We start from the raw sequence: 16382 nt of genomic DNA on the forward strand, positions 1-16382 counted from the left end.
GAAAAGTCCGCTGCGTGTGCTGACGGCTGTGCTGCATGATTTCCCACGAGGCGAGCGCGTATGCCGGCTATAATTGAATACTCTCAGCTATTCTGGAGTTCACCGGCCAACTAAAACATCTCGAGTTGTCCGCGACTTTGCCTTCGAAAGTTTGCGCCGGAAAGTTGCGGGCGCTCGCGATTCAGCCCTGCCCGCCGGGCAGTGACTTCAAAGACCTTACCAATCTGCTCGGCGAAAATCCCTGTGCCTCGCATCCGCGTCCCCCAGTTTGAATCGTAGAGTTTTCCGTCCCGAACGTCTTGAATTCGCGAGATGATTTTTTCTTTTTTTCCTGGAGCGTGATCTTCGAGCCAGCTGAGAAAAACATCTTTCACCGCGTGCGGTAAGCGCAGCATAACCCAGCTGCATCCTTTCGCTCCTGCTTGAGCAACGGCGTCGAGAATAGCAGGAATCTCGTGATCAGTGAGTCCCGGAATTACGGGTGCCACCATGGCCACGACTGGAATGCCCGCGTCGCTCAGCATTCTCATCGCGCGCAATCGATGTTCGGGTCGTGCGGCTCTAGGTTCCAGCTTGCCAGCTAAATTGGCATCGAGAGATGTGACAGAGATGTGCACAGAAACGCAATTATGCTTGGCGAGATCTTGAAGTAGATCGATGTCCCGGGTTACTAAAAAGTTCTTAGTGATTATGCTGACCGGCTGACGAAATTCGGCCATTATTTCGAGACACTGGCGGGTGATTCGGAAGTGTCGTTCCGCTGGCTGGTAACAGTCGGTTGCTCCGCTCATCATGATCGGCTCGGGAATCCATTTGGGTGATTCCAGTTCTGAGCGCAGTAGTTCTGGCGCCCGCAATTTCACGAGAATCTTCGTCTCGAAATCTATGCCGCTGCTCCAACCGAGGTATTCGTGATAAGGACGGGCGAAGCAATATGAGCATCCATGAGAACATCCCCTGTAACTGTTCAATCCCCAATGCCTGCCGAGGTCGGGGCTTTCGTTTTTTGTGATGATACTTTCGGAAGCGTCGAAGTAATATTTGGTTCTGGGACTGCCTCGCTCTATCGGGACACCAGTGAATTCATCGAATTCACCATAGCTCTCATCGGGAGCCACGATGAGTGGATCAAATCGATTCGGCGGATTTATATTTGGGCCCCGACCTGTAATTCGCGTGTTCGGTTGCATGGGTTCGAAACGTTTTAATTCGTTTAGCAGAAACCGTGAGATGCCTGTGAAGATCTGCAGTTTTGACCATACGTGTTCATTTGAACACGTATTGTCAAATTGTTTCCATTAGAACTTTGATATGCCCGCCTCGGGACCAAATGAGAGATGGCCAACGTGATGGTCTGCGCCGAAGTCGGCCCGTCGAGAAGCTCTGCTCAACCGTGATCGAAAGCATTCTTCCGGCGTAGATTCAGCCGACCGCGGAACGTGGAAGCGAAAACCTACGCGACCATCCAGCGCCCGAGTCGGCCACCATTTTCATCGATCCCACCGGAATTGCGCCGTCAGCGTTGACCGGCGCACGACATGCATCAACGCGTTCGCGGCTAGAGGGGCTGATTTGACGAGGCAAAAAAAACCGCTATATTAACCCTGTTGTGCGCTAAAAGCGCACCATGACCCCATAGTTGGGAACCAAGAGCTTGCTGGGAAACGAATCACCCACAAGTCGCGGCCGTCACTACGGCGCACGTGATTCCAACAACGTAATCGAGTTAAACTGTGACTATGTGCCCATCGTCGAATTTCTCTGCCACCATTAGCCATACGATCAACTGCGCGATTTTAGCGCAAAATTCCGTAGCCCACTCGCTAGCCCGGAACCGGTCGCACCGCCGCGTGCCGCAAAAGAGCGTTTTTCCTAGTAGTCGATCGCACGCGCAGCCCTGAAAAACGTCCTCAATGCGCGACGATCAGCACCGATTCCTGAGCCTATTCCGAAAGCCTCCGGCTCGTCTGACGGTTGAACAAACTGCATGGATCCTCAATTGCCAACCACACGACGTGCCCGTGCTAATTGCAGCTCGTTTACTCAAACCTCTAGGTAAACCTCAACCAAACTCAGTGAAGTATTTCGCGACGACAGAAATCCTCACGGCGGTTGAGGACACCGCATGGCTGTCAAAGCTAACGGTCGCGCTCAGCGTGCACTGGCAAAAGAAAAATCGGCGCGCGGGCGCGCCTGTCGAATTCCAAACCGACGGGGCCGCAGGTTCTTCACCGCCACGCTCGGCGGTCGGATAAATTCGAGTAGCCCATGCGGCGTCCGTGGACATTGCTCTGGAATTTTCTCCGCGAGGTTCACTCTGTCGCCAATATTGGGAGAGTGATCGGGACTGCGGGGCTTAGCTTTTCACATAATCGGGAAGATGGCTCGGTTCAGAAGATCGCGGCGCCCGACCAACACTCGATGAACTTCATTGAGCGCGTTCCTAGTCCCGTCGGTAAATGCGCGAGAAGCGTGAGAACTCGGTTCCAGCCAAATCAGCTGTAACAGACTTTGCGGCGATCTCGAAATTCACGACGAAGCAGCGGACCTCCATCGTGCCGCTGCCAATTCTCCCCCCGTCGCAATGGCCGAGGCCGGTCCATCCTAGGGTTTCGTTCATGCGGTCTTCGAGGCGGTGGCGCTTCTCAAGATCTTCAGGCGTGCCCCTGCCTCGAATAGTGAACTCAATGATCATGGTCTCCAAATTGGGGATTTGATAAAACCCTTCTTTCTTTTTCTCGGCGATCAGCGCATCAATCGTCTTCGCTGATGACCGAAACAAGGAACCCCGGACGGTTTCGCTTTTTCCACGATAGCCGGCCTGTCCCGAATGAATGGTGTGCTTTCCGTCGGCCTCCCACGTCTCCCAATATTCAAGGCCATCTGAATTTTTACGGTAGAGTCGGATCATACCTTCACGGGCGAACTGATTTCTTTGATTTGCCGATTCGATCGTAGCGACGCTGTGCACCGTCAAGGGCTTGGATGATAAAATAGTCCGATTCTAACGTGATGACTTTGTCTTCATCCTGAAAGGCGTTCGGTTTCTGGTAGGCGTAAATAATTTTACCTGCGCTGAACTCCCATTTCCCAGCGAAGCGGATGCTTCCTTGATCCTTCAGTTCGATCGTGCCGTCGAACTTGCCGTCGGCATGGAAACGCAGCACGACGACTTTGCCGCTGGTTGAGGCATTGTGCTTCCACGCACCTACGAGACTTGGCCCGGGGATTGACGATTCGGGAGCCGCTCCAAATCCACAGACAAACAGTAAACAGAAAATGAGAGCACTGAGTTTTGGCACAGGAGTTTGAAAGCCAGTGTGGGACACCGAGGCAAGCATGCGTGGATGAGCGCTTCGCTTGGCGCCTTGTCGCGTCTTCCTGACGCCACTCGACGATATGATCACGCCGTTGCCGAAACTGGGAGAGTGATCACTGCCGCAGGGGTTTCGTTTTTTTCATAGTCCTCCAGAGCGGGCAGCGTAACGCGAGCCTTGCGCGCGTAAGCGCGATGCACGGCCTTGCTGTTGTGACCGAGAGCAAGTTGCGCGAAACGTTCCGGATAACCGGCGGTCTTCGCGCGCTCCGCCCAGGCGTAACGGTAGCTGTGCAAACTCACCCCGTGAATGCCGAGACCAAGACAGCGTTCGCGAAATTCGTTCGCGCGGTAGCCCGGCTTCCGGCCGCGAAGGTATGGAAACAAGGGTCCGGCTTTCGGCAGCGTCCGCAGAATCTCCGCGACGCTCTGACCGAACTTAACCTGGGGCGGAGTCTGATTCTCGCGCCACTTCGTCTTCATGCGGACGTACGTGATCGTGTGGCTGGCCCAGTCGATGTCCTCCGCATGGAGGTTCGCGAGGTCGCCTTGGGACGGTCCAAGATACCACGCCAACTGATAGAACGCTTTACGCTCGGCATTGCCTTCACGCTCCACGATGCGGGCGTGCTCTTCCCACGTAATGGCGCGTTTCTCTTTGTGCCGGATCGCCGGCCATTGCCGTTTCGGGACCAATGGCCAGGGCAGCCAATTCATGTCCACGCAGAAATTATGCAGCCTCCTGAGGTGAGTATTGGTGGACACGCAGCCCGCCCGCATGACTTTCAAGAGTTCCTCTCCTTGGGTTTCGACCAGTGCCCGGGACCAAAGCGGCGCAAACGCCTTGTCCTTTTGCGCGGTGATCCACCGGTCCTTGTTGGAGCCCAACTTTGTCTCCGTTAATGCCGTGACCGCATCCCGCCAGGTGCGCGTGCCGATGGCCTTGTCTGCTCCCATCAAATACGCCCGGGCGATCTGCAAATTGAGGATCGGTTGTCGTTCCGCCTGGTTTTTCGCCAGCACGATTTGTTCGGCGGCATCCTCGTCGTTCGTCGCAAGGCTGGTTCGCTTTCCGGTCAGCGTGTCTTTGCAATAAAACGTATCTCCGCGGCTGCCGCGGCGGGTCAAACGATAGCGGGTTTTCATGGTGGTGAGCACAAGCTCGACGATAGCCGGAAACGGTTCCGCAGCGTTAGCGGGTAGCGGGCGAGTTACTTCCCGTTACGCCAAATTTTCTAGGAGTAGAAAATCTGGTGTCCGTTTTGGTGTCCGTTTCCACATCGACCCTCCGATCTCAGAGCTGCGCAGGCAGTTGAAATTGGAGGTGCGGGGCGGAATCGAACCGCCGGATAGAGCTTTTGCAGAGCTCGGCCTTACCACTTGGCTACCGCACCCAAATCAAACGAGCGCGCAAGTTGGGTCAGTTTTTCACGTTCTGCAAGAACTGAAATGCCACCTACTTCGCGCTAGACTATGCGGCGGCGTTTCCGGTTAATCCGGCATGCCCTGCACTGTTTTCACCATCGCCAACCAAAAAGGCGGCGTCGGCAAAACCACCACCGCGATCAACCTCGCGGCCGCTCTCGCCGAGCAAAAAATCCCGACGCTCGTCGTCGATCTCGACCCTCAGGCCAACGCCACGAGTGCCCTCGGCATCGAGAAACAAGAGGGCAAAAGCCTCTACGGCCCGTTGCGCGGTGAAGGCACCGCCTTGGAAATGGTCACGCCCACCGCATGGCCGAATCTCTCGGTCATCCCCTCGGAAGTCGATCTGGCCGCGATCGAAATCGAACTCGCCCAGCAGGAAAATTATCTCCTCAAACTTCGCGCCGTCCTCGACCCGATTCGCAACTCCGGCAACTACCGCGCCATCATCTTGGACTGCCCGCCCGCGCTCGGCATGCTTTCGATGAACTCCTTGGCGGCCGCTGATCATCTTTTGATCGCACTCCAATGCGAATACATGGCGCTCGAGGGCTTGGGCCAGATTCTTAAAGTCGTCGACCGCCTCAAAACCGCCGGCGTCAATCCCGCCCTCGATATCGGCGGAGTCGTGATGACGATGTTCGACAGTCGCACGAATCTCTCGAAGCAAGTCGTCGACGAGGTGAAGCAACATTTGTCCGACAAAATTTTCAGCACGGTGATTCCGCGCACCGTGCGCCTCAGCGAAGCCCCGAGCTTCGGCAAACCAATCTTTGCTTACGATAACGCCAGCCCCGGTGCGGTCGCCTATCGCGCGTTGGGCCGTGAAGTCGCCACACGTTTCAATTTGAAAGACAAACCCGCGCCGACTCCGGTCGCAGCAGCGCCCGCCGCGCCGAGCGCCTAGTTGCGTTTAAGGCGGTTCGCGTTTCCCTGCACCCTCCGTGCTCGCCACTTTTTCCAAATACTACACGGCGTTTCTCGTCGGCCTGCAAAGCAACCTGATTTACCGGGTGAACTTTGCGATCCGCGGATTCTTTTCGTTTTTCCATTTGGTGGTCGTGTTCATTTTGTGGAGCGCGGCGTATGCGGGTAATAATTCCATTGGCGGGTTCAGCTTGGAGCAAACGATCACCTACTTCGTGGCCCTGATCGTGGTGCAGTTCATGATCGGCGCCTTCAATGAAGACTACCAGATCAGCGAGGAAATCCGCAACGGCCTCATCAATCAGTTCCTCCTCAAGCCGGTTAATTATTTCGCTTACCGCTTCAGCATTTACCTGTCGGCGCGACTCGTGACCGGGCTGCTCATTTTACTGCCGCTGATCGTCACGTATCCGCTGCTTAAAAATTACCTGACCTTACCCCAGGAGCTGTGGCCTTACCTTTACGCGATTCCTGCGTTGATGATGTCGGCCTTAATCCAGTTCGGCATCGCGTATTGCTTCGGCATGTTGACGTTTTGGTTCTTGGAGATCCAAGGCTTCGTCATTCTTTCGATGGCGTTGGAGTCTGTGTTAGGCGGGCAGATTTTCCCGCTCGATCTGCTGCCCAAATGGATCTTCGACCTTTCGACCGGTCTGCCGTATTTTTATCAAATGTATTTTCCCGTAGCCCTGCTCACCGGGCGCATCACTGATCCGGCAACCGCAGGCAACATGCTGCTGATTCAACTGTTTTGGACCGTGGTGATTTTATGCACGGGCCAGTTGCTCTGGCGCCGGGGATTACGTCTGCACACCGCAGTCGGAGGCTAACGTATGTTTTCCATCGGACATTACGCTCGTATCTGGCTCGCTTCTGCGCGCTATGCGGTGACGCGCACGCTCATGTTCCGCGGAGATTTCTTTGTGTGGGCCATGGTCGAACTTTTCTGGATGACGGTGAATGTCATGCTCGTTTCGGTAATCTACCAACACACGGATACCGTCGCTGGCTGGACCCAATACGAGATGATGCTGCTCGTGGGCACTTCGATGCTTATCCAGCGCTTCCTCATGGGATTTTTTTGGAGCAGCATTTTCGAGATGGGCCGGAATATCCGCACCGGCAACTTCGACTTTTTTCTCGCCCAGCCCGGTAACGTCATGTTCACCGCGACCACGCGGAAACTGGATCCCGACAGCCTGATTAATTCCCTCGTCGCGATCTCCGTAGTGGCGTATTCGGCGCATCAATTGCACCTCTCGCCCAGTTGGCTCGACATTGCACTCTACGCTCTGCTCGTCGTGTGCGGTGTGATCATCCACTACAGCGTGCTGGTGATGAGCATCTCCGCCGCATTCTGGATCACCAGCGCGCAAGGCATCGAAGGAAGTTATTTCACGCTCAGCGAATTTTCGCGCATCCCCCGGCAGGCTTTTCGCGGGATTGCGCAGGTGGCCTTCGTCTGGGTGCTGCCCATGGTCGCGGTCAGTAACATTCCCGCGCAAACGCTGATGAAGGGTTTCGATCTCCAGCTCGTGCTCTGGATTTTGAGCATCACGGTGGTGTGGCTGGGCACCGCGATTTTCACCTTTCATCGCGGACTGCGGCGTTACACCAGCGCCAGTTCCTGACCATGGCCAACGCCGACATCATCCACGATTTCCAAAAACGCCTCGGCTACGAGTTTCGCTCGCCCGCGCTGTTGCAGGAAGCGCTGACGCACGGTTCTTATTTGCAGGACGATCCCACCGTCGTGGCGCACAATCAGCGCCTCGAATTCCTCGGCGACTCCGTGCTCCAATTTATTCTGACGGACTCCCTTTTCCGCAGCTACACGACGGAACGCGAAGGCGTGTTGAGTCGTCGTCGCGCGATTCTTTCGAAAGGCGGATTTCTCACCGAGATGGCGCGCGACCTCCGGCTCGACGAGTGCCTGCTGCTCAGCAAAAGCGAGCACGATGCCGGCGGCCGTTCGCGCGCATCGATTTTGGAGGACGCCTTCGAAGCCCTCGTCGGTGCACTCTATCTCGACAGTGATTTGGCCACGGTGCAGCGCCTCGTGCTCAGCTGGTATGGGCCGCTCGAAAAGCGCCTCACGCACACCGAAGACGCAGAGAATCCCAAGGGCCGTTTGCAGGAACTCATCCAACCCGTGCACGGCAACACTGCGTTGCGTTACGAGGTCACCGACACGACCGGCCCGAAACACGCACGCGAATACGCCGTCGCCGTGTTTCTCCACGACCGGCAACTCGGCGTGGGTAACGGCCCTTCGAAAAAAGTCGCCGAAGAAGCCGCGGCGCGCGTCGCCCTGACCGTGTTGGAAAACGAGCGCGCCTCCGCAAAATAGCCCAGCGCAGAATTGCGCCGCCGGGAAATCTGCCTTTCGTAGCGCCCTCTCCGTTCGATGGATTCCTCTTCACCCGCACCACGCACCAAGCTCACCGGCGTTTGTCCCGCCGCGCAGGCACATGCCGTGGCCGAACTCATCCGCACCGCGCCCTCGCCCATCTGGCTGGTCGTGCATGAAGAGGCGCAAAAATCCGATTCACTCGGCGAGGACATCGCTCTTTTCCATCACGCTTCCGGAGCAAAAACGAAACTGGAAATCATCTCTTTTCCGGAAGCCCAGACGACGAATCGGGAAATGCGCGAGGCTTTCAATGCTGCGAGCGATCGCCTCGGCGTGTTGAGCAAACTCCGCGGCCTGCGCAACGTCACCGCTCACGCCGGCACGCTCGTCGTGCTCGCCACGCCCGCCGCGCTCTCGCAAAACGTGCCGCCACTCGTCGATTTTGCGACGCGTGAAACCGAACTCTCGCGCGGCGACGCACTTTCTTTTCAAGCGCTGTTGGATCTGCTGCGTTCCTTCGATTACGACAGTGAAGCCGTGTGCGAAGCGCCCGGCCAATACGCGGTGCGCGGCGGCATCGTGGATGTTTATCCCATCACGGCACCGCAGCCGTATCGCCTCGATTACTTTGGTGACACGCTCGAAGAAATCCGCGCGCTCGATCCGGTCACGCAGCGCTCGGGCGAGCCGGCGGAACGCATCACGCTGACGGCCGCGCCGAAACTGCATACGTCCTCGGAGCGGGCGTCGCTGCTGGACTATCTAAATCCCGCCGCACACGCCGCGCTGCTTGAGCCCAAGTCGCTTGAAGAGATTTTTCACGCGCACGCATCGGATGGCCCCACGATTCTTGGCGAGTTACCTCGCACGTGCGCGCAGCTTTTCGGTGTGAGCGATCTCGATCTTGCCACGCAACTCTTCGACCAAGCGACGAGCGAAGATACGTGGGACACCGAATCGCTTTCGCATCACCGCTCGTATCCGGAAGATCGTTTGCTCGCGCATGAACGGCTTGCAGCCGAGGAATCCGCGCGCCGCGATTTTCTGCTTCAGGTCGCAACATGGAAAACGGAAGGCTACGCTGTCGACGTCGTCGTTTCGAAAGAAGGCGAAGAGCAACGCGTCCGCGAACTCATCGAAAGCGACTCCGCGTTAAAAAAAATCAAACCGCGCTACCTGCGCGGTGCGCTCAATGAAGGGTTTCGGCGCACGACTCGTGCCGATTCGGCGAAGACAAAAGGCCTCGTCGTCGTCACCGAAACGGAAATTTTCGGTCGTCGTCGCGCGCGTCGCTCCGCACCGAAACGCGCGGTTGCGACGCAATCGGCTATCGAGCAATTGCTGGATTTCTCGGAATTAGTGGAAGGGGATTTCGTGGTGCACCTCCAACATGGCATCGCACTTTACCGCGGGCTGACAAAACTCGAAACGCACGACGGCATCCGCGAAGTTATCTCGTTAGAGTTCGACGATAAAGTCACGCTGCACGTGCCACTGCAGGAATCGCACCTCATCAGCCGTTACGTCGGCCTGACGAAAACCAAACCGCAACTCGGCCGCGTGGGCTCCGGTCGTTGGGAAAAAGCGCGTCAATCGGCCGAGCGAGCCACGCTCGATCTCGCCGCCGAGTTGCTCGCGATCCAAGCGCAACGCGAGGCGCAACCCGGCCATGCATTTGCCGAGGATAACGTGTGGATGAAGGAATTTGAGGCCGCGTTTCCGTTTACCGAAACGCGCGATCAGGGAAAGGCGATCGTCGACGTCAAAGCTGACATGGAGCGCACACGCCCGATGGATCGGCTCGTGTGCGGCGACGTCGGCTTCGGCAAAACCGAGGTCGCGATTCGCGGTGCGTTCAAAGCGGTGATGGGCGGCAAACAAGTCGCGGTCATGGTGCCGACGACGGTGCTCGCACAGCAGCATCTTAATACGTTTCGCGAACGCATGGCGGGTTATCCGGTCGCGGTGGAAATGCTGAGTCGTTTCCGCACCAAGAAAGAACAGGAAGCGATCATCGCCGCGCTCGCCGAGGGAAAAATCGACATTGTCGTGGGCACGCATCGCCTTGTGCAGGACGATGTTAAGTTCAAAGATCTCGGCCTGGTCATCGTCGACGAAGAGCAGCGCTTCGGCGTGAAACACAAAGAGGTTTTCAAACGCTGGCGCGCGCACGTCGACATGCTTTCGATGAGCGCGACGCCGATTCCGCGCACGCTTTATCTCGCGCTCACCGGTGCGCGCGATCTCAGCACGATCGAAACCGCGCCGTCGAACCGGCTGCCGATTCAGACCATCGTGAAAAGCTACGACGAAAAAGTGATCGTCGAAGCGATTCAGCACGAGATTCGGCGCGGCGGACAAGTTTTCTACCTCCACAACCGCGTCATGACGATCGATCTGGTCGCCGCGCGGCTCAAAGAACTTTTGCCCAATCTCACCGTCGGCGTCGGCCACGGCAAAATGGGCGCGGAAGGGCTGGAGCGCGTGATGACGGAGTTTGTCGCGGGCCAATATCAGGTGCTGGTTTGCACGACGATCATCGAGAGCGGGTTGGATATTCCGAATTGCAACACCCTCATCATCGAAGGAGCGGATCGGTTCGGGCTTTCGCAACTTTACCAACTGCGCGGCCGCGTCGGGCGGTTTAAGCATCAGGCATACGCGTATCTTTTGCTGCATCGGCATGCGCGACTGCTCGACATCGCGAAACAACGGTTGAGCGCGATTCGCCAGCACAACCAGCTCGGCGCGGGCTTCCGCATCGCGATGCGCGACCTCGAACTGCGCGGCGCGGGCAATTTGCTCGGCGCGGAGCAAAGCGGCCACATCGTGGGCGTCGGTTTTGAACTGTATTGCCAGTTGTTGAAGCAAAGCGTCGCGCGCTTGAAGGGCGAGAAACACGCGTCGCTCGTTCGCGCGAGCGTGAAGCTGGATTTCGTGTTCGTGGGCGAAGGTGGCGACGGCGAAAAAGTCCGTGCGGAGGCCACCGACACGTTCACCGCCCTCAAACAGGCCGAACGCGTCGAAGGCGAAATCGACATGATCCAAGCCCGACTACCGGCCAGCTACATCGGCGAAACCCGGTTGCGCATCGATTTTTACCGGCGCTTGGCGATGGCGGAGAGTCCGAAGCACCTGAAGGAAATCGAAGCGGAATTGCGCGATCGTTTTGGCAAGTTCGGCGAGCCGGTGAAGGCGCTGCTGTTGGTCACGGAAATCCGTTCGCGTGCGGAACAAAAAGGGGTCATTTCCGTCGAAACCCAAGGCAACCGCCTAAAGTGCCTGCGAAATTCGGGAAAACGTGACGATTTCATCCAATTGAGCAGTCGCTTTCCCCGCTTGACCGCTCCCACTCCCCTCTCAAGGTTGAAAGAAATTATCGTTTTTCTGCAAAATCTCCCCGCTGTTTCATGAGTCACCGTTTCGTTCGTTTAACCTCACTTTTGGCCTTGGCCGTGGCAGCTGCGTTTAACGCCCAAGCCCAAGCTAATCGTCCGCAGGACAATCTTAACCTACGCTACGCCAACGGGATCGCTGCCATCGTCGAAGACCGCATCATCACCGTGGACGATATCCGCCGGGAAATCGCGCCGGTCGTGGCCCAAATCCAACGCGATGCGAAGAGCGAACAGGATTTCAACGAGAAGCTCGAAGCGTATCAGGAAGACGTCATCCAGAACCTGATCGATCGGGTGTTGATCGTGAAAGAATTCTACAAAGACGAAAAGCGTCAGGTGCCGGCGAGCTATATTGATAACGAGGTCGCCGAGACGATCATCACGCAGTTCGACGGTGACCGCAGCAAATACCTCGCTTACCTGCGCGAGCGCGGCATCTCCCAGCGCGACTACCGCAAGGAACGCGAGGAGGACATGATTTACGGCTACATGCAGTCGCAGCAGCGCAAGTCTTCGAGCACGGTCAGCCCGGTTAAAATCGAAGAGTTCTACAAAGAGCACAAAGATCAGTTTAACCAGGAAGACAGCGTAAAGCTCCGCGTCATCCAGCTCTCGCGCAACGCCGGCGATACCGACGAAACCCTCCGCAGCCGCTCGGAAATCATCGTCACCGAACTCAAAGCTGGCTCCGACTTCGGCGACGTCGCACGCAAATACAGCCAGGATTCCCGCAAGGGCAAAGGCGGCGACATGGGCTGGCAGCTCCGCTCGGCGCTGCGCAAAGAATTCAGCGACGCGATTTTCGGCCTCGAAAAGGGCAAATACAGCGAACCGATCATTCTGACCGAAGGCGCATTTATCTTCCTCGCGGAAGATCGCAAATACGCCGGCATCCTCCCAATCGACGAGGTTCGCCCCGAGATCGAGCGCATGCTGATTTCTCAGGGCACCCGCCAATCCACCGAGCGCTGGCTCGAGAAATTGCGGCGCAACGCCTACGTTAAGCACTTCTAAAGTGCATCCAGCTCGCCGGGCCGCGAGCGCAACCCTCCGGCCCTATGAGCAACGAAACCTACCAGCCGCTTCGGCTGAAAGACCTCGCGGTCAACGACCGCCCGCAGGAACGCCTCGCCCGCCTCGGCGCGGGCTCGCTCAGCGATACCGAACTGCTCGCGATGCTGATCCGCAGCGGACAGAAAGGCCGCAACGTCGTCCAGCTCTCGCAGGCCCTGATCGCCGAAGCCGGCTCGCTCTCCGGACTCACGCGTTGGTCGGAAACCGATTTCCGAAAAATAAAAGGCATCGGCCCGGTCAAAGCGCTGCAATTGCTGGCGGTGATGGAGATCGCGCGCCGCGTCGTCGCGGCCGAACGCGAACTCACCCCGATTCTCAATCGCCCCGAACTCGTCTTCGAACATTTCCGTCCGCTCATCGCCGACCTGATCGTGGAAAAATTCTGGACGCTTTGCCTCAGTCGCAAAAATCGTCTGATCAAACTCGTCGAAGTGACCTCCGGCACTGCGACCGCCAGCCTCGCGCACCCGCGTGAAGTTTATCGCGAAGCCATCGCGCAAGGCTCCACCGCCATCATTTGCGTGCATAACCACCCGAGCGGTGATCCCGCACCGAGCACCGCCGACATCCAAGTCACGCGACAACTCCGCGAAGCCGCCAAGACCGTCGATATCGACCTCCTCGACCACGTCATCATCGGTTCGGTCAAAACCGATCCGCTCGGGCTCGGTTACTACAGTTTTCGCGAAGCGGGACTCATCTGAGCGCTACTGGCCACAGTCCGGATTCGCCGCCCAAAAATTCCGACAAAAACCGCTTGGCAAAGCCTGAAACGCTCCCATACCTTCACCGTTCGCTTTTGTTGGTGGAGTATCCAAGTGGCTAAAGGGCGTTGACTGTAAATCAATTCTGCACTGCAGTTCGCTGGTTCGAATCCGGCCTCCACCACCACTTTTAATCCCTTATCTGCAACGATAAGGGATTTTTAGTGTCTGCCTCCTGAGCCTCACAACCTCCGCTTGCCAACCCCGCCCACCTTGCAACGCTCAACCCGCGATGGATTCCGTTAATCAGGCCTACGATTCGCTCGTCGAACACCCCGTGGCGAACGGCCTACTGCCGCACCTTTACACCGTGGTCGGCTTCCTGCTGGCGTTCTTCGCCATCGCGCGACTCATCAGCGAACGCAAACAACCCGGCAATACCTTCGCGTGGCTCTTGGCGATCACGCTGATCCCTTACGTCGGCGTGCCGCTCTTCCTGATTTTCGGTGGTCGCAAAGTGAAAAAAATCGCCGCGCGCAAAGCCCGCCTCTGCCCCATCGCGCCCGACACGCCCGCCTCGGCTGATTCCAACACACCGGCGGCACGCGTGCTCACACTCAACGGCGGCTGCCCTCCCCTCGGTGGCAATCGCGTGCAGTTTTTGGCGTCCGGCGAGGAATCGTTCGAAGCTCTCGAACGCAACATCCGCGAAGCCAAGCACAGCATTCACATCATGACGTTTATCCTCGGCCGCGATCCCGTGGGCAAACGCCTCATCAAACTCCTTGCGGAGCGCGCGCGCGAAGGCGTGCGCGTGCGCCTCATGCTCGACGCGCTCGGGTGCTTTTTAAGCAGCCGTGGTTTCTGCGATCCGCTGCGCAAAGCCGGTGGCGAAGTAGTTCGCTTCATGCCGGTGTTGCCGCTGCAAACCCGCGGCTCAGCCAATCTCCGCAATCACCGCAAAATCGCGATCTTCGACCACAAGATTGCTGCGCTCGGCGGCCGCAATCTCGCCATCGAATACATGGGCCCGACGCCGCGCAAAAAACGCTGGCGCGATTTCGGCGCCGTCATCGAGGGTCCCGCCGTCGCGGTGCTGAATGATATTTTCAACGCCGACTGGTGCTTCGCCAGCGGTCAACCACTCGCCCACCTGCAAAGCGATCTCGTCGCTGAAGCCCTCAAGCCTGCCGGCACGAGCGATGTGCAAATCGTCGCCAGCGGACCCGATGTGGCGGGCGATGCGCTTTACGAAGGAATTCTCTCTCTGGTGCAACAGGCCGAGAAAAGCGTGTGGGTGGTCACGCCGTATTTCATTCCCGACGAAGTGCTCTACCGCTCCTTGCTCGTGCAAGCGCGCGCGGGCATCGATGTTCGCCTCGTGGTGCCGCAACGCTCCGACCACTTGATCACCGATCTCGCGCGACGTTTTTACTTACGCGGGCTGCAAGCTGCAGGTGCGAAAGTGCTCCTTTATCAAGGCGGCATGAACCACGCCAAAATGCTCCTCGTCGATAACAAGGTCGGCTTATTCGGCTCAGCCAACATGGATTTGCGCAGCCTCTTTCTTAATTTCGAAGTCGGCGCCGTGACCTACTCCGCATCCGAAGCCAAAGCCATCACCGCGTGGATGGAGGACGTCTTCGCGCAATCGAAACCCGCGCCCGAGCCCCGCAAGAAGCCACGACTCATCCCGTCGATCGGCGAGGAAGTCGCGCGCCTGCTCGCGCCGCTGTTGTAGTTCGAGCGTTATGCTCGAACTGAGTTCTGGTCATTCACGCAACGAATCGGCGCATGCCGCTCCTGCGCGTGCCTCACACCGCGCGCGATTCGACGAAAGCTTTGATCGCCTCCACTTTGGCTGGCAGTAAATGCTTCACGATCGGGCATGATTTGAGGGCTTCGAGCGCGGGGTGAACCGGCTCCTGTCCGATTGCTGCGCGAATCGCGTCGGGGAATTTTGCCGGGTGCGCAGTGGACAACACCACGCTCACGCGATCTGGATTCAAATCCTGAAAGCCGCACGCCGTGTGCGGATCGATGACGTAACCGTGGTTCGCGTGCACGCGGCGAATGATGGCCGTGATGTCGGCGTCACTCGCTCGCGACGAGCTGAAGCCGAAAGTGTTTAAATTTTCGAACGTGTAGCCACCCGTCGCTTTCAGCTGAGCCATTACTGCGCGCACCTTGTCCGCATCGCGGCCCACGGAGAAATACAGGAAACGTTCAAAGTTCGACGCGACTTGGATATCCATCGAGGGCGCCAGGCTCGCCTGCACGTCGCCGACGCGGTATTCGCCCGTCGAAAACAAGCGGTGCAAAATATCGTTCTGATTCGTGGCGACTTTAAATCCCGCCACGCCTACGCCCATCTGTGAGAGCAGCCAACCCGCCAGCACGTTGCCGAAGTTTCCGGTCGGCACCACGAATTCAATGTTCGCGCGATCCCTCGCCGGCACGCGCAGCCACGCGAAGAGATAATAGACACACTGCGCCAGCACGCGCGCTAGGTTGATGGAGTTCACCGCTGACAGCCGGTGCTTCGCCGAAAAATCTTTCTCTCCGAAAATTGTTTTAATCGCCGCCTGGGCGTCATCGAAACTCCCGTCGACCGCGATGGAGAACACATTCTCCGCGCCAGTGCAGGTCATCTGACGTTCCTGCAACGGCGACACGCGGCCATCCGGATAAAGAATAAAAATTGCCGTATTCGGCTTTCCGAGCAGGCCGTGAATCGCGGCGGCTCCGGTGTCACCCGAAGTGGCGCCGAGCACATTGATGCTGCGGCCGTCGCGCTGGCACTGGTGCTCGTAAAGATTGCCGAGCAGTTGCAGCGCGAAATCCTTAAACGCCAGTGTCGGCCCGTGAAACAGCTCGAGCACATACAGCTTCGCGCCGAGTTTTTTCAGCGGGGCGATTTCCGGGTGCGAGAACGTCGCATAAGATTTCTCGATCAACCCCCGCAACACCGACGGCTCGATGTCCGTCGCGAACAAACTCAAAAACTCGAAACAAAGTTCCGCGTAGCTCAGTTTTTCCCATTTGGAAAGTTGCCCGGAAATATCCGGCAAGCTTTCCGGCAAAAACAATCCACCGTCCGGCGCGAGGCCGATCGCGACCGCTTCGCTGAAACGAACCGGCGGCGTCTGCCCGCGAGTGGAGATGAATTTCATGGAGCGCTTCCC

Annotated in this window: 14 protein-coding genes and 2 tRNA genes; 10 read left to right on the forward strand and 6 right to left on the reverse strand. The window is 57.7% G+C overall.

The window, feature by feature from the left end; all coding sequences use genetic code 11:
- Window positions 1-110 precede the first annotated feature (110 nt).
- The gene (locus tag ACRRQW_RS19850; protein WP_438483371.1) at window positions 111-1190 is read right to left on the reverse strand and encodes a PA0069 family radical SAM protein; all 1080 of its coding nucleotides are present in this window, start codon (window positions 1188-1190) and stop codon (window positions 111-113) included.
- A gap of 723 nt (window positions 1191-1913) precedes the next feature.
- Between ACRRQW_RS19850 and ACRRQW_RS19855 the strand changes: the two genes are divergently transcribed.
- The gene (locus ACRRQW_RS19855) at window positions 1914-2255 is read left to right on the forward strand and encodes a hypothetical protein (RefSeq protein ID WP_438483372.1); all 342 of its coding nucleotides are present in this window, start codon (window positions 1914-1916) and stop codon (window positions 2253-2255) included.
- Window positions 2256-2443: 188 nt separating this feature from the next.
- Here the strand turns inward: ACRRQW_RS19855 and ACRRQW_RS19860 are convergent, their stop codons facing one another.
- The 4 genes from ACRRQW_RS19860 to ACRRQW_RS19875 form a co-directional block, all read right to left on the reverse strand.
- The gene (locus ACRRQW_RS19860) at window positions 2444-2911 is read right to left on the reverse strand and encodes a hypothetical protein (RefSeq protein WP_438483373.1); all 468 of its coding nucleotides are present in this window, start codon (window positions 2909-2911) and stop codon (window positions 2444-2446) included.
- Window positions 2912-2915: 4 nt separating this feature from the next.
- Window positions 2916-3341 (reverse strand): hypothetical protein, encoded by a 426-nt coding sequence (locus tag ACRRQW_RS19865; RefSeq protein ID WP_438483374.1) that lies wholly within the window; start codon window positions 3339-3341, stop codon window positions 2916-2918.
- 62 nt (window positions 3342-3403) lie between these two features.
- Window positions 3404-4462 (reverse strand): tyrosine-type recombinase/integrase, encoded by a 1059-nt coding sequence (locus tag ACRRQW_RS19870; protein WP_438483375.1) that lies wholly within the window; start codon window positions 4460-4462, stop codon window positions 3404-3406.
- 173 nt (window positions 4463-4635) lie between these two features.
- A tRNA-Cys gene (locus tag ACRRQW_RS19875) sits at window positions 4636-4710 on the reverse strand.
- 107 nt (window positions 4711-4817) lie between these two features.
- On the opposite strand from ACRRQW_RS19875, the gene ACRRQW_RS19880 reads away from it, so the two are divergent.
- From ACRRQW_RS19880 to ACRRQW_RS19920, 9 genes are all read left to right on the forward strand, one after another.
- Complete coding sequence (locus ACRRQW_RS19880) at window positions 4818-5648, forward strand: ParA family protein (protein WP_438483376.1); 831 nt, start codon at window positions 4818-4820, stop codon at window positions 5646-5648.
- 37 nt (window positions 5649-5685) lie between these two features.
- Window positions 5686-6498: an ABC transporter permease gene (locus ACRRQW_RS19885; protein ID WP_438483377.1), complete on the forward strand. Its 813-nt coding sequence runs from the start codon at window positions 5686-5688 to the stop codon at window positions 6496-6498.
- A 3-nt stretch (window positions 6499-6501) separates the two neighbouring features.
- A complete protein-coding gene (locus ACRRQW_RS19890) occupies window positions 6502-7299 on the forward strand; it encodes an ABC transporter permease (protein ID WP_438483378.1) in 798 nt (265 codons plus the stop codon).
- 2 nt (window positions 7300-7301) lie between these two features.
- Window positions 7302-8018, forward strand: a complete 717-nt coding sequence (gene rnc / locus ACRRQW_RS19895) for a ribonuclease III (RefSeq protein WP_438483379.1) — start codon at window positions 7302-7304, stop codon at window positions 8016-8018.
- 57 nt (window positions 8019-8075) lie between these two features.
- Window positions 8076-11435, forward strand: a complete 3360-nt coding sequence (mfd, locus tag ACRRQW_RS19900; protein WP_438483380.1) for a transcription-repair coupling factor — start codon at window positions 8076-8078, stop codon at window positions 11433-11435.
- A complete protein-coding gene (locus tag ACRRQW_RS19905) occupies window positions 11432-12433 on the forward strand; it encodes a peptidylprolyl isomerase (protein ID WP_438483381.1) in 1002 nt (333 codons plus the stop codon). The genes mfd and ACRRQW_RS19905 overlap by 4 nt, the downstream gene beginning before the upstream one ends.
- A 44-nt stretch (window positions 12434-12477) precedes the next feature.
- A complete protein-coding gene (gene radC / locus ACRRQW_RS19910) occupies window positions 12478-13197 on the forward strand; it encodes a RadC family protein (protein WP_438483382.1) in 720 nt (239 codons plus the stop codon).
- A 100-nt stretch (window positions 13198-13297) separates the two neighbouring features.
- Window positions 13298-13384 (forward strand) — tRNA-Tyr (locus ACRRQW_RS19915).
- A gap of 105 nt (window positions 13385-13489) precedes the next feature.
- Window positions 13490-14938 (forward strand): phospholipase D-like domain-containing protein, encoded by a 1449-nt coding sequence (locus tag ACRRQW_RS19920; protein ID WP_438483383.1) that lies wholly within the window; start codon window positions 13490-13492, stop codon window positions 14936-14938.
- 73 nt (window positions 14939-15011) lie between these two features.
- On the opposite strand, the gene thrC is transcribed toward ACRRQW_RS19920, so the two are convergent.
- The gene (gene thrC / locus ACRRQW_RS19925; RefSeq protein ID WP_438483384.1) at window positions 15012-16370 is read right to left on the reverse strand and encodes a threonine synthase; all 1359 of its coding nucleotides are present in this window, start codon (window positions 16368-16370) and stop codon (window positions 15012-15014) included.
- Window positions 16371-16382 lie beyond the last annotated feature (12 nt).

Origin of the sequence: Oleiharenicola lentus (genome assembly GCF_051660365.1) — a bacterium.
GTDB classification, from domain to species: Bacteria; Verrucomicrobiota; Verrucomicrobiia; order Opitutales; family Opitutaceae; genus Lacunisphaera; species Lacunisphaera lenta_A.